At 65.5% G+C, this 21,927-nt stretch carries 16 protein-coding genes and 2 tRNA genes; 14 read left to right on the top strand and 4 right to left on the bottom strand.

All coding sequences use genetic code 11. From position 1 onward, the window contains the following. The first annotated feature begins 33 nt into the window (after positions 1 to 33). Positions 34 to 1,032 (top strand): alpha/beta hydrolase, encoded by a 999-nt coding sequence (locus JL11_RS11890; RefSeq protein WP_054765840.1) that lies wholly within the window; start codon positions 34 to 36, stop codon positions 1,030 to 1,032. Positions 1,033 to 1,037: 5 nt separating this feature from the next. Here the strand turns inward: JL11_RS11890 and JL11_RS11885 are convergent, their stop codons facing one another. Next, complete coding sequence (locus tag JL11_RS11885) at positions 1,038 to 2,594, bottom strand: carboxylesterase/lipase family protein (protein ID WP_054765839.1); 1,557 nt, start codon at positions 2,592 to 2,594, stop codon at positions 1,038 to 1,040. 302 nt (positions 2,595 to 2,896) lie between these two features. On the opposite strand from JL11_RS11885, the gene JL11_RS11880 reads away from it, so the two are divergent. Further along, positions 2,897 to 5,752 (top strand): TonB-dependent receptor, encoded by a 2,856-nt coding sequence (locus JL11_RS11880; protein WP_054765838.1) that lies wholly within the window; start codon positions 2,897 to 2,899, stop codon positions 5,750 to 5,752. Positions 5,753 to 5,903: 151 nt separating this feature from the next. Here the strand turns inward: JL11_RS11880 and JL11_RS11875 are convergent, their stop codons facing one another. Then, complete coding sequence (locus JL11_RS11875; protein WP_054765837.1) at positions 5,904 to 7,268, bottom strand: MFS transporter; 1,365 nt, start codon at positions 7,266 to 7,268, stop codon at positions 5,904 to 5,906. Between the two features lie 213 nt (positions 7,269 to 7,481). On the opposite strand from JL11_RS11875, the gene cyoA reads away from it, so the two are divergent. Genes cyoA through JL11_RS11840 form a run of 7 tightly spaced genes read left to right on the top strand, consistent with a single transcriptional unit; the run spans position 7,482 to position 14,370 of the window. Further along, a complete protein-coding gene (gene cyoA / locus JL11_RS11870) occupies positions 7,482 to 8,696 on the top strand; it encodes a ubiquinol oxidase subunit II (protein WP_054766955.1) in 1,215 nt (404 codons plus the stop codon). 13 nt (positions 8,697 to 8,709) lie between these two features. Next, positions 8,710 to 10,710 carry a cytochrome o ubiquinol oxidase subunit I gene (gene cyoB / locus JL11_RS11865; protein ID WP_054765836.1) on the top strand — a complete coding sequence of 667 codons (2,001 nt, stop codon included), beginning with the start codon at positions 8,710 to 8,712 and terminating at the stop codon, positions 10,708 to 10,710. A 3-nt stretch (positions 10,711 to 10,713) separates the two neighbouring features. After that, positions 10,714 to 11,340, top strand: a complete 627-nt coding sequence (gene cyoC / locus JL11_RS11860) for a cytochrome o ubiquinol oxidase subunit III (protein WP_054765835.1) — start codon at positions 10,714 to 10,716, stop codon at positions 11,338 to 11,340. Then, positions 11,337 to 11,732, top strand: a complete 396-nt coding sequence (gene cyoD / locus JL11_RS11855; protein WP_054765834.1) for a cytochrome o ubiquinol oxidase subunit IV — start codon at positions 11,337 to 11,339, stop codon at positions 11,730 to 11,732. Before cyoC ends, cyoD begins: the two co-directional genes overlap by 4 nt. Before the next feature lie 21 nt (positions 11,733 to 11,753). Then, a complete protein-coding gene (locus tag JL11_RS11850) occupies positions 11,754 to 12,503 on the top strand; it encodes an SURF1 family protein (RefSeq protein WP_335337467.1) in 750 nt (249 codons plus the stop codon). Next, complete coding sequence (locus JL11_RS11845; RefSeq protein ID WP_082382698.1) at positions 12,500 to 13,837, top strand: ATP-binding protein; 1,338 nt, start codon at positions 12,500 to 12,502, stop codon at positions 13,835 to 13,837. Before JL11_RS11850 ends, JL11_RS11845 begins: the two co-directional genes overlap by 4 nt. After that, positions 13,834 to 14,370 (top strand): response regulator transcription factor, encoded by a 537-nt coding sequence (locus JL11_RS11840; RefSeq protein WP_054765832.1) that lies wholly within the window; start codon positions 13,834 to 13,836, stop codon positions 14,368 to 14,370. Before JL11_RS11845 ends, JL11_RS11840 begins: the two co-directional genes overlap by 4 nt. Positions 14,371 to 14,470: 100 nt before the next feature. Here JL11_RS11840 and JL11_RS11835 read toward each other — a convergent pair. Next, positions 14,471 to 14,545 (bottom strand) — tRNA-Asn (locus JL11_RS11835). Between the two features lie 62 nt (positions 14,546 to 14,607). Between JL11_RS11835 and JL11_RS11830 the strand changes: the two genes are divergently transcribed. Beyond that, positions 14,608 to 15,432, top strand: coding sequence for a TrmH family RNA methyltransferase (locus JL11_RS11830; protein WP_054765831.1), 825 nt, complete (start codon positions 14,608 to 14,610; stop codon positions 15,430 to 15,432). Positions 15,433 to 15,687: 255 nt separating this feature from the next. Here the strand turns inward: JL11_RS11830 and JL11_RS11825 are convergent. Continuing rightward, positions 15,688 to 15,761 (bottom strand) — tRNA-Cys (locus tag JL11_RS11825). Between the two features lie 134 nt (positions 15,762 to 15,895). Between JL11_RS11825 and JL11_RS11820 the strand changes: the two genes are divergently transcribed. From JL11_RS11820 to JL11_RS11805, 4 genes are all read left to right on the top strand, one after another. Next, complete coding sequence (locus tag JL11_RS11820) at positions 15,896 to 16,525, top strand: protein-L-isoaspartate O-methyltransferase family protein (protein WP_054765830.1); 630 nt, start codon at positions 15,896 to 15,898, stop codon at positions 16,523 to 16,525. 136 nt (positions 16,526 to 16,661) lie between these two features. After that, the gene (locus tag JL11_RS11815; protein ID WP_054765829.1) at positions 16,662 to 18,197 is read left to right on the top strand and encodes a TolC family outer membrane protein; all 1,536 of its coding nucleotides are present in this window, start codon (positions 16,662 to 16,664) and stop codon (positions 18,195 to 18,197) included. 158 nt (positions 18,198 to 18,355) lie between these two features. After that, positions 18,356 to 18,979 (top strand): DUF2497 domain-containing protein, encoded by a 624-nt coding sequence (locus JL11_RS11810; RefSeq protein WP_054765828.1) that lies wholly within the window; start codon positions 18,356 to 18,358, stop codon positions 18,977 to 18,979. Positions 18,980 to 19,082: 103 nt separating this feature from the next. Beyond that, complete coding sequence (locus tag JL11_RS11805; RefSeq protein ID WP_054765827.1) at positions 19,083 to 21,812, top strand: valine--tRNA ligase; 2,730 nt, start codon at positions 19,083 to 19,085, stop codon at positions 21,810 to 21,812. Positions 21,813 to 21,927 lie beyond the last annotated feature (115 nt).

Below are 21,927 nucleotides of genomic sequence, written 5' to 3'. Positions count from 1 at the left end.
CACTCGTCCGGCCGCTTCTTTTTGGATGAAGAGATGAAGCTGCTTCGAAGACATCTGCTCGGCCTGGTCTTCGCCGCAGGCGGGCTGGCGTTCGGACGACCGGCGGCGGCCGAGGCTTTCTCTGCTGGAGAGCGGCAGGCGGCCGCGCCGCCTGACCCCGACGAAACGATCCGGTTGTGGCCCCGCGGCGCGCCGGGCGGGGAGGGGGTGCGGCTCACGCCGATCGTGCCGGAGCGTTCGACCGATCCGGCTTTTCACGACCGCTACGCCCAGTACACCGATGACCCTATGCTGACAGTCTTTCGGCCGGCACGGCCCAACGGCTCGGCCCTGCTGTTGATCCCGGGCGGCGGCTACCGTTGGGCGGTTCTCGACAAAGAGGGCTACGACGTCGCCCGCGTTTTTGCGGCGACCGGTACGACCTGTTTCGTGCTTCGCTACCGACTTCCAGCGGATGGTTGGGCCGCCGGGCCGGACGCCCCGCTACAGGATGCGCAACGGGCGATGCGGCTGATCCGCTCACGTGCGGACGTCTATGGAGTGGACCCGGCGCGGATTGGCGTCCTCGGGGCCTCTGCGGGCGGGCATCTCGCAGGATTGCTCAGCGCCAGGCGCGATGAGACCTATCCCGCCATCGACGCCGAAGACGCCGTTTCGCTAAGGCCCGACCTGACGGTCTTGATGTACCCGGTGGCCACCATGGCTGACCCCCACGCCCACCAGGGTTCGCGAACCCATCTGCTGGGCCAGGCTCCTGCAGCGGACCAGATCAGGGCCTATTCTCTGGAGGCGATGGATTGGCGGGACGCCGCGCCGGTTTTCATGCTTCACGCCATGGACGACCTGGCGGTCCCGGTCGAGAACAGCCTTCAACTGTTGAGGACGCTGAAGGCTGCGGCCGTGCCGACGGAGGCACACCTCTTTCAAGAAGGCGGCCACGGCTTCGGCGTACGTCTGATCCAGGGCCGGCCCGCCCAGGTCTGGCCTGACTTGGTCCGGGCCTGGGCCGGTCGGCTGAACGTGCCGCTCTAGGCGGGTCAGGTTCCGGGCTGGATATAGGGAATGGCGGCGAAGAAGGCGCGCTCGTCGCCCCTGGGATCGTCCGCCATGCGTGGCTCGACATCAAACAGCAGAGTCTGACGCTGCGGCAGTTCGTAACGGTCCCAGCGCGGCAGGCCGGGGTGGTTCGGATCGCCGTCCCGCGCCAAGGCGGCGAACGCCTTTCGCATGGCCGCTGAGACGGTCTCGGCGCCAGGACCGTTCACGCGGGATTCAGGCGAGGCGACAGTTCCGAAGACCAGGGGGATGTCCGCCGTGTGGAAGGCGCCCTTGCGGCCCGAGGCCATGACGCCGGGAAAGTCGAGCTGATAGACCCAGGCGGGCGCTCCGGCCTTGGCGCGTTCCTCGGCCTCGATCACCGCCCCACGCCAGGATCGGCCGGCCGTGGTCGCGGCGATCAACACCTGGTCGGGCGACCAGTCGGGATGCATGCGACGATAGGCGTCGACGACGACCTCAGGCGCGACATCGATCCGCATGACGGACGGCGTCAATCGACCCGGCAGCGTGTCCCAGGTCAGATTCTGGTTTTTGGGATCGTCGCCCATGAAGCCCAGCGTCTCCTCGCGGGTATTGCCGATGATCATGGGCGTCTTGAGACCCGAGGACGCGGCGTCCGGATAGAAGGGATGTCGGGGCAGGGCGCGGAAATCCAGAACCGGGCCGAAATACAGTCCGCCGAACCCGAGAATCGGGTCCTGCTCCGCCTGGGCTTCGAGCAGCCGCTCCACCGGCAGGGTCGCCGCCTCGGCCGCGCGATCGGGCGTCAGCCCCAGGGCCTTCAGCCAGGTCACAGCGCGAGTGGTGGCGTTGATCGGCCCGGACGCCGTGACCTGCTGACCGCTCATGGTGGCGGCGCAGTGGAACAGGCCTTCCGCCGCCGGCATGGCCATCAGGGTGGCGATCTTCGCGCCGCCGCCGGACTGGCCGAACAGCATGATCCGATTGGGATCGCCGCCGAAGGCCGCGATATTGTCACGAACCCATCTCAGCGCGAGGATCAGGTCAAGCTGACCGAGGTTGCCGGAGTCTTCAAAGCCTGGAACGAGCCGCGCTAGATAGGCGTAGCCGAAGGCGTTGAGGCGATGATTGAGCGTGACCACGACCACATCCTCCTCTGCGGCCAGTCGCGAGCCGTCATAGAGGGGGTGCGAGCCCGAGCCGGTGGCGTAGGCGCCGCCATGGATATAGATCATCACCGGCCGCCGAGCGGCGTCGGCGCCAGGGGTCCAGACATTCAAGAAAAGGCAGTCTTCGCTTTGGTTGGGTTCATCCCCGCGTTGAGGAGCGGCGGCGCCGAACTGGACGGCGAGGACCGGCGTCCGCCAAGGCGCGGGCGGTTCGGGCGGCCGAAATCGCCGTGTCGGGGCTCCGTAGCGAATCCCCTTGAAGACGCTGAGTTCCCCTTCTCGCAGGCCGATGATGGGCCCGGCCGTCGTCGTGACGCGCGGCGCCGACGCGCGCGGCCCTGCGGTCGCCGTTTGCGCTATGACGGCGGCGGTCAAACCCGCCGCTAAGGCCGATCGCCGCGTCATGGACGTCTGTCCTGCGGAACTGCTGGAGAGGGGCTGCTTCAACCTGATGTCCTTCCCTGTCGCCGGTGTTCTGTCGCCCGGTCGGTAATGGTCGGCAAGGCCGCCTTGCCTATGATGCGCGGGCCTCGAAAACCCGTCAGACGTCCGTCTTGCAATAGAAAGGCGACTGTGCGTACAACAACTATGACACCGGTAGCAGTACTTTGGCAAACCAAAGCTGACACCGGTGTCGTCCGCCAGCAGCGGGCGGCTGAACGGAGGCGGTTGATCTCCGAGGGCCATGAACGGGAGGAGAAAACCAAATGACCCCACGCCAGAAATTCGCCCAACGCGCCCTGACCGCGACCGCATCGCTCGGCGCCTTGACCCTCGCGCTCATGGCGCACGACGCCGCCGCTCAGGCGACCGAGACCGCGCCTCAGCCCCAGAACGCCACTGAGGTTGACGAGATCGTGGTCACCGGTTTTCGGGCCAGCCTTCAGAACGCCCTGAACATCAAGCGGCGCGAGGCGGGCGTGGTGGACGCCATCTCGGCTGAAGACATCGCTGACTTCCCCGACACCAACCTCGCCGAGTCGATCCAGCGCATTCCCGGCGTCTCCATTGACCGCGACGCCGGCGAAGGCCGCACCCTGACCGTCCGGGGTCTAAGTTCGGAGTTCACCCGGACGCGGATCAACGGCATCGAAGCCCAGGCTTCCACCGGGGCGACCGATTCTTCCGGCGGCGTCAACCGAGGGCGGGGCTTCGATTTCAACGTCTTCGCCTCGGAGCTCTTCAACAATATCACGGTGCGCAAGACCTCCTCGGCCGAGGTGGAGGAGGGCTCATTGGGGGCCACGGTGGACCTTCGGACCAGCCGACCCTTCGACAAGATGGGCTTCCAAGGCGCGCTGTCTGGCCAGTACGGCTACAATGACCTGTCGGAAGACTGGAGCCCCCGCTTCGCGGGCCTGATCTCCAACACCTGGGCCGACGATCAGCTGGGCGCCCTGTTTTCCATCGCCTACAGCGAACGTGAGAGCCTCGAAGAAGGCTTCAGCTCCGTCCGTTGGGGCCCGGCCAGCGCCGACGGGGGTTTCCAGAACGGCAGCGTCCTGCCCAGCCCGGCGAACACCTATCATCCGCGTATTCCGCGCTACGGCAGCCTTGAACATGGTCAAGAGCGGCTCGGCGCGACCCTTTCGCTTCAGGCGCGGCCCGGCAACGGTCCGACCCTGTTCACCCTGGATATGCTCTACTCCAAGTTGGATTCGACCCGCAGCGAGAACTTCCTGCAAGCTTGGTCCCTAAGTCGCGGGGCCGATCAGGGCGGCAAGCCCCAGGTGGACATCGTCGATTTTGCAATCGATCCCGACACCGGCGAAATGACCTATGCCCGGCTCGACGACATGGACATCCGCAGCGAGCAGCGGTTCGACGTCCTGGAGACTGAGTTCAAGCAGATGACCTTTGCGGTCGAACACGAGTTCTCGGATCGACTGAGGTTCAACGGCCTGATTGGCCGGGCGGAATCGAGCTTCGACAATCCGGTGCAGGTCAGCGCCATCATCGACCGACAGAATGTCGACGGCTATTCTTATGATTTCCGGGAAAATCGCAATCTTCCGGCCATCAACTGGGGCTTTGACGTCACCGATCCTGCGCAATGGTCCATCGTCGGCCCGACCGGCGCCCAGCCCCGGTCCGAGCTGCGCTCCAGCGCCAACTTTCAGGACAATGTCTACACCACCGGCGAAGCCAATTTTGCGTTCGAGTTGAGCGAGCGTCTGACCCTGAAGGCGGGCGTCAGCCGCAAGGAATATGAATCAAGCAGCCGGGCCTTTGCGCGGCTGGCGAATGGCGCGCCGGCGCTTCCGGCTGGGGTGACCATGGCGGATGTGACGGATCTGCGGACCGGGTTCGGCAAGAATTTGGACCTGCCCGCCGGGGCGGCGACATCCTGGATCCGTCCGGACCTGGAGGCGCTGCAAACCGTCTGGGATTATCGTTGCAACTGCGACACCGGGGTGGCCGGCGGCGACTTCCGTCTGGTCGGGTTGAACGGCAACCCCTCTACCTACGGCAACTGGCGCGAGGTGACGGAGACCGACACGGGCGGCTTCGTTCAGGCGGATTGGAATCTGGAGATCATGGGCCTGCCGGTCCGCGGCAATGTCGGCGTGCGTCAGGTCAAGACCGAGGTCGAAGCCCTGGGCTATTCCAACGTCGGCGGGGTGGCGACGCCGGTGACGGGCCAGAACGAGTATGAAGACACCCTGCCGTCGCTGAACGTCGCGATTGAGCCGATGGAGGACCTGATCGTCCGCTTCGGCGCCGCCAAGGTGATGTCGCGTCCGCCGGTCACCAGCCTTGTTCCGGTCTTCGCGCTGAGCGCGGTCAACGCATCGAGCAACACCGCCTCGCTTGGAAACGTCGAACTGGAGCCCTATCGCGCCAAGACCTATGATCTGTCGGTCGAATATTATTTCGCGCCCGAAGCCCTGCTGTCTTTCGCCTATTTCTACAAGGACATCTCCACCTTCGTGCAGACGACCCAGCAGACCCTGACCTACGGCGAACTGACGGCGCTCAATCCTGTGGCCTTCCCGGCGGTCTCCACCCGGCCGCCCGGTTCGCCCTATGTGTTCAGCACCCCTACCAATACGGAAGGGGGGCCGCTGAAGGGGTTTGAAATCAGCTACCAGCAGACCTTCAGCTTCCTGCCGGGGCCGCTGTCCAACATCGGCGCGCTGCTGAACTACACCCACGTCGAGTCTGAGATCGACTACTGCACCACGGCGAGCTGCACCGTCATCGTGACTGAGGATCTGGTGAACCTGTCGCCCGAGGCTTGGAACGCGACCCTCTACTATGACGACGGCAAGCTGAACGCGCGGGTCTCAGCCGCCTACCGCGACGCCTATTACCAGAATGTCCCGGGTTCAAACGGCGCGGCGGGTCTGATTCCGTTCCAGGGCAAGTCCGAGACGACGACGATCGACGCCTCTGCCTCTTACAATCTGACGGACAGCCTCAGCTTGTCGGTTGAGGGGCTGAATCTGACGGACGAGGAAAACCGTCAGAACCACGGCGACCTAGGCGGATCGCGCGACAGCACCTATGTCTACCATCACACCGGCCGCCAGATTTACATCGGGGCGCGCTACCGCTTCTGATCGACGGGGCTTCCTGTCCATCGTGCGGCCGAACGGGCGATGCTTAGGCATCGCCCGTTTTGCATGAAAGGCCCTGAGTTTGGCCTTCACGCAGCAAGAACCCCGGTCCCGCAAGGCGGAACCGGGATTGGAAGGTCAGATCGGTTGGTGATCAGGCCTTTGCGGCCCGTTGCTTATCCGACGCGCTGCGGGCCAGCTCGCGGTTCATCCACAGGGCGACCAGGGTGCAGATCGCGCCGGACAGCAGATAGGCGCCGGCGGCGATCAGGCCGAACTGGCTGGAGATCCACAGGGCGGCGAGGGGAGCGAACCCGGCCCCGAACAGCCAAGCCAGATCTGACGTCAGGGCCGAGGCCGTATAGCGGTTCGCCAGGGAGAAGCTGGAGGCCACCGGACCCGAGGCCTGGCCGAATGACAGGCCCAGCAGGATGAAGCCGGAGATCATGAAGGTCAGCTCGCCGATCGCGCCGCCGTTCAACAGTTGAGGCGCAAAGCCCGAGAAGGCGGCGATGCCGGCGGCTGTGATCGCCAGCAGGGTCCGGCGGCCGTAACGGTCAGCCAGAAGACCCGAGGCCAGGATGGACAGAAGACCGAAGGCGGCGCCGACCATTTCGATCAGCAGGAAGCGCACCGGCGTCTCCTGCGTGAACAGGAAGACCCAGGACAGGGGGAAGACGGTGACCATGTGGAACATGGCGAAGCTGGCCAGGGGCGCGAAGGCGCCGATGGCGATGCGCGGACCCTCGGCCTTAACAGCGGTGTGGACCGGCACCGGCTGAAGTTCGCGCGTCTCGAACAGCTTCTGGAAGCTGGGGGTGACGACGATGCGAAGCCGCGCGAACAGGGCCACGACGTTGATCGCGAAGGCGACGAAGAACGGATAGCGCCAACCCCAATCCAGGAAGTCGGCGGCCGACAGGGTGTTCAGGAAGAAGGCGAACAGGGCGGAGGCCACGATCAATCCGATCGGGGCGCCCAACTGCGGGATCATGGCGTACCAGCCGCGCCGGTTCTCCGGCGCGTTCAGGGCCAGAAGCGACGCCAGCCCGTCCCAGGCGCCGCCTAGGGCGACGCCCTGGCCGATGCGGAAGACGGCCAGCAGGACGGCCGCAGCGATGCCGATCGTCTCGTAGCCCGGCAAGAAGGCGACCGCGACGGTCGAAGTGCCCAGAAGGAACAGAGCGGTCGTCAGCTTGGCGCCGCGCCCGAACTTCTGGTCGATGGCGATGAAGAGGGCGGTGCCGAGAGGCCGCGCCAGGAAGGCCAGGGCGAAGACGGCGAAGGACAGCAGGGTGCCGCCGATCGCACCCGCAAAGGGAAAGATCAATTGCGGGAACACCACGACCGAGGCGATGGCGTAGACGAAGAAGTCGAAGAACTCCGACGTGCGGCCGATGATCACACCAATGGCGATCTCCCCGGCGTCCACCTTGCCATGGCTATGGTCATGACGGGCATGGAGGGCGGCGGCGTCGCGTTCCAGCGACTCTGACGAGGGGGTCGTCGAGGCGGACATGGGCTGGCATCGCTCCGTAAAACGGGTAAAATTGGAAGGTCACGGCACTGACGCCGTATTATGACCGCGCGCCCTTTGCGATGAAAGGCGGTCCAAGGGGATAGGACAGATTGTCCAATGTCGTTCCGCGTCGAAGCTGACTATCGGGCCGAATTCGAACGCCAACCGTCGCGACTCCTCCCCCTTGTCCGACGTTTTCCGATTGGAGCCGTCTTGCGCCTTCTGCGCCTACTTCTGCTCGCGCCCCTGGCAGCCGCGCTGTCGGCCTGCGACCTGGTCGTCCTGAAACCTGCAGGCGACGTCGCCCAGCAGCAGGGCGATCTGTTGATGGTGTCGACCCTGCTGATGCTGCTGATCATCGTGCCGGTGATGGCTCTGATCGTCTTCTTCGCCTGGAAGTACCGGGCGTCGAACAAGGAGGCCGAATATCAGCCCGACTGGGACCACTCGACCCATCTCGAAGTCGTAATCTGGGCGGCGCCGCTGCTGATCATCATCTGCCTGGGCGCCCTGACCTGGGCGGGCACGCACCTCCTGGACCCCTATCGCCCGATCGACCGGATCAAGCCGGGGCAGGCCGTGGCCGAAAACGTCGAGCCCCTGCAGGTCAATGTGGTGGCCCTGGATTGGAAGTGGCTGTTCATCTATCCGCAGTACGGCGTGGCGACGGTCAATGAACTGGCTGCGCCGGTGGATCGCCCGATCCGGTTTCACATCACCTCCTCCTCGGTGATGAACTCCTTCTATATTCCGGCCCTGGCGGGTCAGATCTACGCCATGCCCGGCATGGAGACCAAGCTGCACGCCGTGATCAATCGACCCGGCGACTACGAGGGCTTTTCGGCCAACTATTCGGGCGACGGCTTCTCTCACATGCGTTTCGTCTTCCACGGGGTCGATCAGGCCGGTTTCGACGGTTGGATCGCCGGCGTGCGGCGCGGCGGCCAGGTTCTAAACCGTGAACGTTATCTGGATCTGGAAAAGCCCAGCGAAAAGGTCCCCGCCCTCTATTTCGCCAATGTCGAAGGCGGCCTGTGGGACGCCATCCTCAATATGTGCGTCGAGCCCGGCAAGATGTGCATGGGCGAGATGATGCAGATCGACCGCAAGGGCGGCCTCACCATGGCTTCGGTGCGCAACACCATGCCGCTGGTCTACGACAAGTACGCCGGCCGCGGGAAGAACGCCGCCATCTTCGGCTCTGACGACAGCTATGTGATGACCATCTGCACCCCCTTGCAGGCCGAGGCGGCCGCCGCAGAGCGTATTCGCCGCGCTGAATTGGATTCGGTCAGCGCCCCGGTCAGCCTGGCTCCTTTGAAGGGGCAGGGCCTGTCGCTTCAGGGACAGCCGATGGCGGCGCTGTCCCGATCACAACAATCGACGGGGGCGGTTTCGACCGACGTCCGTTCCGCCCCCAACGCTTGAGCGAACACAGTCGATGAACGCTGACACCCTCATTCCCCTTATCTTCGGGCGGCTGACGCTCGAGGCCCTGCCGCACGAGCCCATCGTGCTGGCGACCATGGTCGTCGTCGTCCTGGGCGGGGCCGCCCTGGTCGGCGCCCTGACCTATTTCAAACTGTGGGGCTATCTCTGGAAGGAGTGGTTCACCACCGTGGACCACAAGAAGATCGGGATCATGTACATGATCCTGGGTCTGATCATGTTCGTGCGCGGCTTCGCCGACGCCATCATGATGCGCCTGCAACAGGCCATGGCCTTCGGCGGATCCGAGGGCTATCTGAACGCCCACCACTATGACCAGATATTCACCGCCCACGGCGTGATCATGATCTTCTTCGTGGCCATGCCGCTGGTGACGGGCATCATGAACTATGTCGTGCCGCTCCAAATCGGCGCGCGCGACGTGTCCTTCCCCTTCCTGAACAACTTCAGCTTCTGGATGACCACGGCCGGCGCCGTCATCGTCATGGCCTCGCTCTTCGTCGGCGAGTTCGCGCGTACCGGCTGGCTGGCCTATCCGCCGCTGTCGGGGATCGGCTATAGCCCCGGCGTCGGCGTCGACTACTATATCTGGGCGCTTCAGATCGCGGGGGTGGGGACCACCCTGTCCGGCATCAACCTGATCGCCACCATCGTGAAGATGCGCGCGCCCGGCATGGGCATGATGAAGATGCCGGTCTTCACCTGGACCTCGCTGTGCACCAACGTCCTGATCGTGGCGTCCTTCCCGGTCCTGACCGCCGTTCTGGCCCTGCTGACGCTGGACCGTTACGTCGGCACCAACTTCTTCACGAACGACTTCGGCGGCAATCCGATGATGTACGTGAACCTGATCTGGATCTGGGGTCACCCGGAGGTCTACATCCTGATCCTGCCGCTGTTCGGGGTCTTCTCGGAGATCGCCTCGACCTTCTCGGGCAAGAAGCTGTTCGGCTACACCTCCATGGTCTACGCCACGGTCGTCATCACCATCCTGTCGTACCTGGTGTGGCTGCACCACTTCTTCACCATGGGCTCAGGCGCCTCGGTGAACTCCTTCTTCGGCATCACCACGATGATCATCTCGATCCCGACGGGCGCGAAGATCTTCAACTGGCTGTTCACCATGTATCGTGGCCGCATTCGTTTCGAACTGCCGATGATGTGGCTGGTCGCCTTCATGCTGACCTTCGTCATCGGCGGTATGACGGGCGTGCTGCTGGCGGTGCCGCCGGCCGACTTCGTGCTGCACAACTCGCTGTTCCTGATCGCCCACTTCCACAACGTCATCATTGGCGGCGTGTTGTTCGGCCTGTTCGCCGCCATCAACTTCTGGTGGCCCAAGGCCTTCGGCTTCAAGCTGGACAAGTTCTGGGGGATGGTCAGCTTCTGTTGCTGGGTGCCCGGCTTCTGGCTGGCCTTCGCGCCCCTGTACGTTCTGGGTCTGATGGGCGTGACGCGCCGGATGCGCGTGTTCGACGATCCGTCGCTGCAGATCTGGTTCGTGATCGCGGCCATCGGCGCGGGCGTCATCGCCCTGGGCATCGCCGCCATGTTCATCCAGTTCGCGGTGTCGATCATCAATCGCGACAAGCTGCGCGACACGACCGGCGACCCTTGGGGCGGCCGAACGCTGGAATGGGCGACCTCTTCGCCGCCGCCGGCCTATAACTTCGCCTCCACCCCCGTCGTCCATGACGCCGACGCCTGGTGGGACATGAAGAAGAAGAAGTATCAGCGCCCGCTGAGCGGCTACAAGGCCATTCACATGCCCTCGAACACGGGCGCCGGCGTCATCATCTCCGGCCTGTGCCTGGTGATGGGGCTGGCCCTGGTCTGGTACATCTGGTGGCTGGCGGCGCTAAGCTTCCTGGGCGTGCTGGCGGTCTCGATCGCCCATACTTTCAACTACAAGCGCGACTACTACATCCCTGCGGATGAGGTCCGCGCGACCGAAGAGGCGCGCACCCGCCTCCTGGCCGGAACGGAGGGCTGATCCATGAGCGCGACGGCGATCAAGATCGACGACCCGAACGTCTTCCACCTGGAAGAGGAGCCGCATCACGAGGAAGGCTCCAGCACCATGCTGGGCTTCTGGCTCTATCTGATGAGCGACTGCCTCATCTTCGCGATGCTGTTCGCCGTGTTCGGCGTCGTGGGGGGCAACTATGCCGCAGGTCCCGGACCGAAGGAGCTGTTCGACCTGGAGCTGGTGGCGGTCAACACCGCCATGCTGCTGTTCTCGTCGATCACCTACGGCTTCGCCATGCTGGCGATGGACAAGAACAAGACGCGCCAGACGCTGATCTGGCTCGCCGTCACTGGCCTGTTTGGTCTGGCCTTCCTGGGGATCGAGCTCTACGAGTTCGCCCACCTGATCCATGAAGGCGCGACGCCGCAACGCAGCGCCTTCCTGTCGGCCTTCTTCACCCTGGTCGGCACCCACGGCCTGCACGTGACCTTCGGCATCATCTGGCTGGTGACGCTGATGGTCCAGGTCAGCTGGAAGGGGCTGATCCCCGCCAACAAGCGCCGCCTGATGTGCCTGTCGATGTTCTGGCACTTCCTCGACGTCATCTGGATCGGCGTCTTCACCTTCGTCTATCTGCTGGGCATGGTTCGATGAGCGCCGACAAGAACGACCACTCGCTGGAGTCCCACGACACCGACCACCTGGGCCACGAGGGGCATAATCACGGCTCCTTCAAGAGCTATATGATCGGCTTCGTCCTGTCGGTGATCCTGACGGCCATCCCCTTCTGGCTGGTCATGACCGGGGTCCTGCCGACCCAGGCCACCGCCCTGATCGTCATGGCCTTCGCCGTGGTGCAGATCGTGGTCCACATGATCTACTTCCTGCACATGAATTCGAAGTCCGAAGGCGGCTGGACCATGCTGGCCCTGATCTTCACGATCATCGTCGTGGTCATCGCCCTGTCGGGCTCGCTGTGGGTCATGTATCATTTGAACACCAATATGATGCCCTCCACCCATGACATGAGCCAGATGTCCTCCTGAGAGGACGGCTAGGAGACCGCCATCCAGGCCCGGCAGTCCATCGCGCGGCGTACTTCCCCGGTTCTCCTCTGGGCCGGGCTGGGGGCGGCCCTGCTGTTCGCCGGCTTCGTCGCCCTTGGCGTCTGGCAGCTCGAGCGGCTGAGGTGGAAGACCGAGCTGATCGCACAGGTGGACGCCCGGGTTCACGCCGCCCCTCAACCGGCGCCGGGCCCCGCCGCCTGGGCGACGCTGTCTCAGGCCAATGATCAGTACCGACGGGTCATGGTCCGCGGCGTGTTCGATCATGGCCGCGAGACCCTGGTTCAGGCGGTGACCGACTATGGCGCCGGCTTCTGGGTTCTGACGCCGCTGCGAACGACGCAAGGCTTCACCGTTCTGGTCAACCGGGGCTTCGTTACCCCCGAGAGGCGCGCGCCCGAGACTCGAAGCGGCGCGCAGGTGGGCGGTCCGCAGACCGTCGTGGGTCTTTTGCGCGTCACCGAGCCCGGAGGCGGCTTTCTTCGCGCCAATGATCCCGGCGCGGGGCGCTGGTATTCGCGCGACGTCGCGGCCATTGCGGGGGCGCGCGGCCTGTCGAACGCCGCACCCTATTTCATCGACGCCGACGCCCGACCGAACCCGGATGGATGGCCGCGCGGCGGATTGACAGTTATCGCCTTTCCGAACTCTCATCTCGTCTACGCCCTCACCTGGTTCGGCATGGCCTTGCTGACCCTGGTCGGATACGGCGTGTTGGCGCGCGAAACGCGACGCCGACGGGCGGCGCCATGAACTCGGTCTTGCAGCGCCTGTTCGGAATGGGCGACTGGCGCGAGACGGCGGTGTCTCAGGAAGCCGTAAACCGCCGCAATCTTCGCCTTCTGGTGCAGTTGCGATGGCTGGCCGTGGCGGGACAGATCGCCACCGTCCTGATCGTCCACTTCGTCATGGGTATTCGGGTTCCGATCGGCTGGCTGCTGGGCGCCCCGGCCGGTCTGGTGGTGGTGAACCTAATCAGCATTCCATTGACCCAGAGGCGCGACGCCATATCCGATCAGGAGCTGATGCTGGCGCTTCTCGCCGACGTCGCCGCCCTGACGTGGCAACTCTTCCTGACCGGCGGCTCGACCAATCCGTTCGTCGCCCTTTATATTTTGCAGGTGGTTCTGGGCGCCGTGCTTCTGGCGCCGGCCTATGCCTGGTCGCTGATCGTCGTGACCAGCCTGTGTTTCGCAGGCTTGGGTCTGTTCAACCGCCCGCTCGACCTCCCTGCGGAGCATGGCGGGGGCTTAAGCCTCTATTTGGCGGGCGGTCTGATCTGTTTTCTGCTGATCGCGGTGTTGTTGGTGCTCTTCATCACCCGGATCACCGAGAATCTGAGAGCCAGGGACGCCTATCTTGCGGACATTCGGCAGCAGGCGACCGAGCGGGACCACATCGTCCGCATGGGGTTGCTCGCGTCCGGGGCGGCCCATGAGCTGGGGACGCCCCTGGCCTCCCTCTCGGTCATCCTCAGCGACTGGCGTCGCATGCCTCTGCTGAAGGCCAACGCCGATCTGACCCAGGACATGGAGGTGATGCAGGCCGAGGTGGAGCGCTGCAAATCCATCGTGACCGGTATTCTGATGTCGGCGGGAGAGGCGAGGGGACAGGCGCCGACCCAAACCACCCTGGTGCGATTTCTGCGCGAGGTCGCCGACGGCTGGGGCGCGCGGGACAGCCGCGTGAAGGTGGAGCTGACGCCGTGGAATGGACTCGATCCACGGATCATCGCCGACCCGGCCCTGCGACAGGTTCTGAGCGTCCTGTTCGACAATTCGGTCGAGGCGGGCGCGCGGCGGGTCATCGTCACGCCCACGGTGACCGAAGGCTGTTTGCAGGTCACGCTGCGGGATAATGGGCCGGGCTTTCCCGCCACGGTTCTTGAGCGGCTGGGCAAGCCCTATAATACGACGAAGGATCGCCCTGGCGCGGGCCTGGGCCTGTTTCTGCTGGTCAATGTGATCCGCTCCCTCGGCGGCGTGGTCGAAGCGTCCAATCCGGCCGCAGGCGGGGGAGAGGTGCGGCTGACCGTCCCGATCGACGTCCTGGCGCCGGAGGATAATTCTGCTGGAGAACTTCCATGAGCGATGAAGCCCCCGTGCTGTTGATCGTCGAGGACGACGAGTCCTTTTCGCGCACCCTGCGGAAATCCTTCGAGCGTCGCGGCTACACCGTCGTCAGCGCCGACGGCCCCGACCAGATGGGCGAGGTTTTGAAGACGCATCGGCCCGGCTTCGCCGTAGTGGATCTGAAACTGGGGGGCGCCTCGGGCCTGGCCTGCGTCTCCACCCTGCATGCACTGGACCCCGAGATGAACATCGTCGTTCTGACCGGCTTCGCCAGTATCGCGACGGCGGTGGAGGCCATCAAACTGGGCGCCCGCCACTATCTGGCCAAGCCGGCCAGCACCGACGACATCGAGGCCGCCTTCGGCAAGGCCGCAGGCGACGCCGATACGCCGCTGACTACTCGCCCCACCTCCATCAAGACTCTGGAATGGGAACGCATTCACGAGACCCTGGCTGAGACCGATTTCAACATCTCAGAGGCCGCCCGCCGCCTTGGTATGCACCGCCGCACCCTGGCGCGAAAGCTGGAGAAACGCCGCGTCACCTGATCGACAGGCCGAGGTCGTCGCCGCATGCGAAAGGCGGCGGTGAGCGATCGGATGTGAAGGGAAGGGGGCGCCGCCGATCTCGTCGGCGACTAATCCCGAGTGGCTCCGCGGGTAGGATTCGAACCTACGACCAGCCGATTAACAGTCGGCTGCTCTACCACTGAGCTACCGCGGAACTGCTCGGGAGGCGGGCCTATAGCAGCGGCCGTTCGATTCGTGCAATGGGGAAAATGACGAATGCGCACGATCTCCATCCATGACCCTGACGATCCGAGGATCGCCGGCTTTCGCCACATCCGCGAACGGGACCTGACCGGCCGAGAGGGACTGTTCGTGGCCGAGGGCGAGGTGGTCTTGCGCGTTCTAGCCTCCGCCGCTTCACGCTGCCGTCCACGCGCGATCCTGCTGGCGCAGAAGCGCGTCGAGGCGCTGGCGGACGTGATCGCGATCCTTCCGGCCGACGTTCCCGTCTATGCGGCTTCCCAGGCGGTGCTCGACGGGATCGCGGGCTTCGCCCTGCACCGCGGCATCCTGGCCCTGGGGGAGAAGCCGGCGACGGCTTCCGTCGAGGCCCTGCTGTGCGACGTGCGAGCGGATGATGTGTTCGTCGTGGCCTGCGGCGTCGGCAATCACGACAATATGGGCGGCCTGTTCCGCAATGCGGCCGCCTTTGGCGCGCGGGCGGTTCTTCTGGACGACCTCTGTTGCGACCCCTTCTATCGCAAGGCCATTCGGGTTTCCGTCGGGGCCGTGCTGCGAACCCCATTCGCCGTGGGAACCAGGGCGTCAGCCTTGGTCGAGGCGCTTCGAGCGGCCGGCGTCGAGGTGCTGGCGCTGACGCCCTCGGCGACCGAGCGATTGGCCGACTATCGTCGCAGCGGACCGGTGGCCGTCGTGTTGGGATCGGAAGGGCCGGGCCTGCCCCCAGAGGTGATCGGTCGATGCCGGGCGGTCGGCGTTCCCATGGCGGGCGGCTTTGATTCGCTGAACGTCGCGGCGACCAGCGCCCTGGCTCTGTATCAGATGACCTCGAACGGAGATCACCCAGAGTTTAAGCGTTAACCTTCTATTCACCTTGCGTGTCGAACGAAGTTGTGGCGACCATCAGCCTGCTGGGGGGCTGATCATGAATCTTCTGTACTTTCTGAACAGGAACGCCAGGGTCGCTCTGGCTATCGCCTTGGGTGTCGCCGCCTTGGGCGCGGCCGGTGCGATCGGGTGGATCACCGCACCGGTCTGATTCGGATCGGCGGCTGAGACAAAAGGGGCGCGAACCGTGCGGTTCGCGCCCCTTTTCAGTGCAGCGTCTCTTCGCGATGGAGGCCTGACCGGGAATCGAACCCGGGTGCAAGGATTTGCAGTCCTCTGCGTCACCACTCCGCCATCAGGCCGCTGTGATCCCCGATCACTCGGGGGCGGTCATCGCGAGGGGCGTTCGCTATCAGATCGGATTGTCCGCTGCAACGCACGGAACTATAAGCACGCGATAATTCCTCTCCCCCTCCCGTTTGAAGGCTGACCACAGATGGATTTCACTGCCGAGCGCAAGGCCATGGTCGATTCCCAGGTTCGCGTGAACGATGTCACCAGCCATGAGATCCACAAGGCGATGATGGCTGTGCCGCGCGAGAACTATTGCGCGCCGGACCGGATCTTCGCCGCCTATTCGGACGCCGAGGTCGAGATCGCGGCCGACCGTCGACTGATGCCGGCGCGGGATTTGTCGAAACTGCTTCAGGCCGCCGACGCCCGCGAGGGCGAAAAGGCCCTGGCCATCGCCGCCCCCTATGCGGCGGCGGTGCTGGCCCGCATGGGTTTGACGGTGACGGCTCAGGAGGCCGAACAGGCGGTGTTCGACGTCGTGGGGACGGCTCTGGAGGCGGAAGGGGTGACGACGGCGGTCGCCCCTCTGAGCCAACCGGTCGGCGAGGGCTGGGACCTGATCGTCTGCGAAGGGGGCGTCGCCGCCCTGCCGGACGCCTGGGGCGCCGCCCTGCGGATCGGCGGTCGGATGGTTCTGGTCGAGCGTCGCGGCGCTATCGGCAAGGCGGCCCTCTACACCAAGGGCCGAGAAGGGCTGTCTCGCCGCGAACTGTTCGATTCGTCGCCGGCCCTCCTGGCGGAACTGACGCCGGCGCCCAGTTTCGCCCTGTGAAACCGACGGTAAGCCCGGGTGCAGCCTGGACTCGGCGGTGAGCGTGAAAAAAACTTAACTGGCGTGGAACGGGCGGAAGCCGCAGTTACGCTGAAGAACATCGGACGCTCGCGGGGGCGTCAGGCAAGGACGGACAATGTTGAAACGCTCGCGTACCCTGGCTTCGGCCGCTGTGGTTGCTCTCGTGACCGGACTGGGCGCGCCCGCCTGGGCTGAAACCCTCCAGGATGCGATCGCCCTGGCCTATCGCACCAATCCGAACCTGCTGGCGCAACGCGCCAACCAGCGGGCTTTGGACGAGACGGTCGTTCAGGCGCGGTCGGGCCTGCGGCCGACGCTCAGCGGTTCGGTGGGGGCCAGCTACACCCGCAACGACTTCCCGACCGTGACCCAGTTCGTCGACACCAACAATGACGGCGTGCCCGACACCCAGGTCTCCAGCTCCTCGAGCGAGAGCGACGGCGCCACGGCCGGCGTCAGCCTGTCCCAGAACATCTGGACGGCGGGACGCAGCGCCCTGGCGATCGATCAGGCCCGCGCCGGGGTGTTGGCGGGCCGGGAGACCCTGCGCGGTACCGAACAGTCGGTCATGCTGGCGGTGATCCAGGCCTATGTGAACGTCACCCGCGACATGGAGATCCTGCGTATTCGCGAGGAGAATCTGTCGGTTCTTCAGCGCCAGCTGGAAGAGACCAGCGCACGGTTCGAGGTGGGGGAGATCACCCGCACCGACGTGGCCCAGGCCGAAGCCTCCCTGGCTCAGTCGCAGGCCGACCTGGCCAGCGCGCGGGCGCAACTGTCGACCTCGCGCGCCGCTTATGCCGCCGTGGTGGGCCAGTCGCCGACCGACCTGGAGGCCGCCCCCGTCCTGCCGACGATTCCGGCCGATTTCGACGCCGCCATGGAGGTGGCCCTGGCGCGCAACCCCGGTCTTCTGGCGGCGCAATACCGGCTTCAGCAGGCCGAGGCGGCGGTGGCGGCGGCGCGCGCCGAATATCTGCCTTCCATTCGCGCGACAGCCTCCTACGGCGGTACGGCGACCGACCTCAGCAATCTGGATGAGCTGGCGGATCGCCGCAGCTTTACGGCCGGCGCCACCCTGTCGGTGCCGCTGTTCACCGGCGGCCTGAACCGTTCGCGGGTCGCCCAGTCCCTGGAACAGGCCAACGCCGCCCAGATCGCCATCGAGGCCGAACGGCGCACCATCCTGCAGAACGTCAGTTCCGCCTACGCCCAGGTTCTGTCCACACGGGCGAACGTCACCGCGGGGAACGAGGCGGTTCGCGCCGCCTCCGTCGCCGCCGAGGGCGTGCGGCAGGAGGCCCAGGTGGGCCTTCGCACCACTCTGGACGTGCTGAACCAGGAAGTGGCTCTGCGCTCGGCCCAGACCGCCCTGGCCAGTGCCCGCGCCGCCGAATATGTCGCCCGCGCCTCGCTGCTGTCGGCCATGGGACAGTTGGAAGGGCCTGCCTTGAACCCGACGCTGGAAGCCTATGACGCCAAGGCCAACTACGACCGCGTGCGCAATCGCGGGGCCTTGCCCTGGGACGGCGTGATCGAGGCGCTGGACCGGGTGGCCTCGCCGCCCGTCGTGGACGCTGACGATGCGCCCGACGCCCCGATCGACGCCCAGCTGAAAAGCGAAGTTGTCGAGACGGCGCCGCAGAATTGAGCCTCTGATCAGCCTTCAAGCCTAAAACGCCCGTTGATTCCGGCGGGCGTTGGTGCGACGACAAACGGGCGGCCGGGGGGATCAGCAGTCTTTTCGGGGCGTGTCGCGACGTCTGGCGTCGTGTCTCAGTTTGTTCCAGGTCTCTCCAAGGTTTAGCCATGACCGATCAGCCCGCGCAGGAACCGACCATGGAGGAGATCCTGGCGTCTATTCGCCGGATCATCTCCGAAGACGAGGCGCCGGCGGAAACCCCCGCTGCTGCGGCGGCGGAGCCGCAAGCCGCCCCCGAACCGGAACCCCAGCCGGAGCCTGAGCCGGAACCGGCCGAGACCATCTTCGCCGCCCAGCCGGAGCCGGTCGCCGAGGCCGAGCCCCAGCCAGCGGCTGCGGAAGAAGACGTTCTCGAGCTGACCGAGCTTTATGAAGCGCCGCCTGCCGCAGAGAGCATCGGCGATCTGGATGTGGTCGAAGCCGTTGAAGAGGCCCCTGCCGCGACGGAGCCGGCGCCTGCGGCGTCCAGCGGCTATGACGCCCTGGTCGGCGAAAGCGCCGCCGCCAGCGCCGCCTCGGCCTTTGCGGGCTTGGCGGCCAGCTTCAAGAAGCCGGAGGCCGCGCCTGCGCCGGCGGGAGGCGACATGAGCTTCGTCAGCGGCAATACGGTCGAGGCCATGGTGGCGGAAATGCTGCGTCCGCTGCTCAAGGACTGGCTGGACAACAATCTGCCGGGGATCGTCCAGGCGGCGGTACAGAGGGAAGTCGAACGCATCGCGCGCAGCGCCTAGCCCTTCGCTTCACCTCAGACTATCGAGGGGCGGCTCCTGAAGGGGCCGCCCTTTGTCATTCAAGGCCGCGCCCTGGCCGCACGACAACGATCAAAGAAGACCCATGCTCGAAAAGACCTTCGAACCCCAGGCCGCCGAACCCCGCCTGTACGCCCAGTGGGAAGAGAGCGGCCTGTTCGCGCCCCGCGCGGAAGGGGCGGAGGGCGCCTATTCGATCGTCATTCCGCCGCCGAATGTGACGGGCAGCCTGCACATCGGCCATGCGCTGAACAACACCCTGCAGGACATCCTGGCCCGCTATCACCGGATGAAGGGCAAGGCGGTGCTGTGGCTGCCGGGTACGGACCACGCCGGTATCGCGACCCAGATGGTGGTCGAGCGTCAGCTGGCGGCGGCGGGCAATGTCGGGCGGCGCGACATGGGCCGCGACGCCTTCATCGACAAGGTCTGGGAATGGAAGGCCGAGAGCGGCGGCACCATTGTGCGCCAACTGCGCCGCCTGGGGGCCTCGTGCGACTGGTCGCGCGAGCGGTTCACCCTGGACGAGGGGCTGAACGCGGCCGTGCGCAAGGTCTTCGTGCAACTGCACAAGGAGGGCCTGATCTATCGCGACAAGCGGCTGGTGAACTGGGATCCGCATTTCCAGACCGCCATCTCGGACCTGGAGGTCGAGCAGCGCGAGGTGGACGGCGCCTATTGGCATTTCGCCTATCCGCTGGCGGACGGCGTCACCTATGAACACCCCGTCGCCTTCGACGAGGACGGCAAGGCGGCGGAATGGGAGACGCGCGACTTCATCGTCGTCGCCACGACCCGGCCGGAGACCATGCTGGGCGACACGGGCGTGGCGGTGCATCCGGAGGATGAGCGGTATGCGGGCTTGGTCGGCAAGTTCGTGACCCTGCCGATCACCGGACGCCGTATTCCCGTTGTGGCTGATGAGTATGCTGACCCGACCAAGGGGTCGGGGGCGGTGAAGATCACCCCGGCGCATGATTTCAACGACTTCGGCGTCGGCAAGCGCGCCGGCCTGCCGGCCCTGAACGTCATGGACGCCTTCGCCCGGATCGTCGCCGACGACGTGCCGGAAATCCCGGCCGAATACGTCGGCATGGACCGCTTCGCCGCGCGCAAGGCCATCGTGGCTCGCGCCGAGGAAGAGGGCTGGCTGCGCGAGATCGAGAAGACCAAGCATGTGGTGCCGCACGGCGACCGTTCCAGCGTGGTCATCGAGCCCTGGCTGACGGACCAGTGGTACGTCGACGCCAAGGTCCTGGCCCAGCCCGCGCTGAAGGCGGTGGAGCAGGGCGAGACGGTGTTCGAGCCGAAGTCGTACGAGAAGATTTATTTCGAATGGCTGAGGAACATCGAGCCCTGGTGCATCAGCCGCCAGCTATGGTGGGGCCACCGGATCCCGGCCTGGTACGGTCCGAACGGCGAGATCTATGTCGCTGAGACCGAAGAGGACGCCCGCGAACTGGCGATGGCCGACTATGATTCCGAGGTCGCCCTGACGCAGGACGAGGACGTGCTGGACACCTGGTTCTCCTCCGCCCTGTGGCCCTTCTCGACCATGGGCTGGCCCGAGAAGACCGAGGATCTGGAGCGGTTCTATCCGACCAGCGACCTGGTCACGGCGGCGGACATCATCTTCTTCTGGGTCGCCCGGATGATGATGATGGGCCTGCACTTCATGAACGAGGTCCCGTTCAAACGGGTCATCATCAACGGCCTGGTCCGCGACGAGAAGGGCCAGAAGATGTCGAAGTCCAAGGGGAACGTCATCGACCCCCTGGGAATCATCGACGAACTGGGCGCCGACCCCTTGCGCTTCACCATGGCCATCCTGTCGGGCACGCGCGACATCAAGCTGTCGAAACAGCGGATCGAGGGCTACCGCAACTTCGGCACCAAGCTGTGGAACGCGGCCCGGTTCAGCCAGATGAACGGCTGCGCCCGTGTCGAGGGCTTCGATCCCGCGACCGTCGAGCAGACGATCAACCGCTGGATCCGGGGCGAACTGACCAAGGCCGAGCGGGCCGTGTCGGAGGCCATCGAGGGCGGGCGGTTCGACGATGCGGCCGGGGCGCTGTACCGGTTCGTCTGGAACGTCTTCTGCGACTGGTATCTGGAGCTGGCCAAGCCGATCTTCCAGGGCTCGGACGAGGCCGCAAAGGCCGAAACGCGAGCCATGACGGCCTGGACCCTGGACCAGACGCTGAAGCTGCTGCACCCGGTCATGCCCTTCATCACCGAGGAGCTGTGGGCCGAGCTGGGCAAGGAGGGGCCGGCGCGCGAGACCCTGCTGATCGGCGCCGAATGGCCGGTGCTGCCGGACGGCTTCATCGAAGCCTCGGCCGAGGCCGAGATCGGCTGGCTGGTCGATCTGGTCGGCGAAATCCGGGGGCTGCGGGCCGAGATGAACGTGCCGCCGTCGGCCAAGCCGCCGCTAGCCTTCGTCGCGCTGGACGCCGCCACGGCCGAGCGGATCGCGCGCCATCGCGACCTGATCCTGACCCTGGGACGGGTGTCCGAGGTGGGTTCGGCGGACGCCGCGCCGACCGGGGCCGTGACCTTCGTCTCGGGTGGATCGACGGCGGCCCTGTCGCTGGCGGGGATCATCGACCTGACCGCAGAACGGGCGCGGCTGGAGAAGGAGATCGCCGTCTTCGACGCCGACATCGGCCATGTGAACAAGAAGCTGGGCAATCCCAACTTCGTGTCGCGCGCCGCACCAGACGTGGTCGAGGAGCAGCGCGCCAAACTGGCCGAGGCGGAAGCCGGCAAGGTCAAGCTGCAGGCGGCGCTGGCGCGGCTCAGCGAGATCGGATGACCCAATCCTCCCCCACGGGGGGAGGGGAACCGCGAAGCGGTGGAGGGGGCTCGATCCAAGGCCGGTGTCTGGGGCAGGGCCCCTCCACCACGCTGCGCGCGGTCCCCCTCCCTCG

Origin of the sequence: Brevundimonas sp. DS20 (genome assembly GCF_001310255.1) — a bacterium.
GTDB lineage: Bacteria > Pseudomonadota > Alphaproteobacteria > Caulobacterales > Caulobacteraceae > Brevundimonas > Brevundimonas aurantiaca.
The sequence above is the reverse complement of the archived record's forward strand: the minus strand, read 5'-3'. Positions and strand labels throughout refer to the sequence as shown.

What these genes read in the sequence shown, in the direction of transcription:
- JL11_RS11890 (WP_054765840.1), top strand. Translation starts at nt 34, where the DNA reads ATGAAGCTGCTTCGAAGACATCTGCTCGGCCTGGTCTTCGCCGCAGGC.
- JL11_RS11885 (WP_054765839.1), bottom strand. Translation starts at nt 2,594, where the DNA reads ATGACGCGGCGATCGGCCTTAGCGGCGGGTTTGACCGCCGCCGTCATA.
- JL11_RS11880 (WP_054765838.1), top strand. Translation starts at nt 2,897, where the DNA reads ATGACCCCACGCCAGAAATTCGCCCAACGCGCCCTGACCGCGACCGCA.
- JL11_RS11875 (WP_054765837.1), bottom strand. Translation starts at nt 7,268, where the DNA reads ATGTCCGCCTCGACGACCCCCTCGTCAGAGTCGCTGGAACGCGACGCC.
- cyoB (WP_054765836.1), top strand. Translation starts at nt 8,710, where the DNA reads ATGAACGCTGACACCCTCATTCCCCTTATCTTCGGGCGGCTGACGCTC.
- cyoC (WP_054765835.1), top strand. Translation starts at nt 10,714, where the DNA reads ATGAGCGCGACGGCGATCAAGATCGACGACCCGAACGTCTTCCACCTG.
- cyoD (WP_054765834.1), top strand. Translation starts at nt 11,337, where the DNA reads ATGAGCGCCGACAAGAACGACCACTCGCTGGAGTCCCACGACACCGAC.
- JL11_RS11845 (WP_082382698.1), top strand. Translation starts at nt 12,500, where the DNA reads ATGAACTCGGTCTTGCAGCGCCTGTTCGGAATGGGCGACTGGCGCGAG.
- JL11_RS11840 (WP_054765832.1), top strand. Translation starts at nt 13,834, where the DNA reads ATGAGCGATGAAGCCCCCGTGCTGTTGATCGTCGAGGACGACGAGTCC.
- JL11_RS11830 (WP_054765831.1), top strand. Translation starts at nt 14,608, where the DNA reads ATGCGCACGATCTCCATCCATGACCCTGACGATCCGAGGATCGCCGGC.
- JL11_RS11820 (WP_054765830.1), top strand. Translation starts at nt 15,896, where the DNA reads ATGGATTTCACTGCCGAGCGCAAGGCCATGGTCGATTCCCAGGTTCGC.
- JL11_RS11815 (WP_054765829.1), top strand. Translation starts at nt 16,662, where the DNA reads ATGTTGAAACGCTCGCGTACCCTGGCTTCGGCCGCTGTGGTTGCTCTC.
- JL11_RS11810 (WP_054765828.1), top strand. Translation starts at nt 18,356, where the DNA reads ATGACCGATCAGCCCGCGCAGGAACCGACCATGGAGGAGATCCTGGCG.
- JL11_RS11805 (WP_054765827.1), top strand. Translation starts at nt 19,083, where the DNA reads ATGCTCGAAAAGACCTTCGAACCCCAGGCCGCCGAACCCCGCCTGTAC.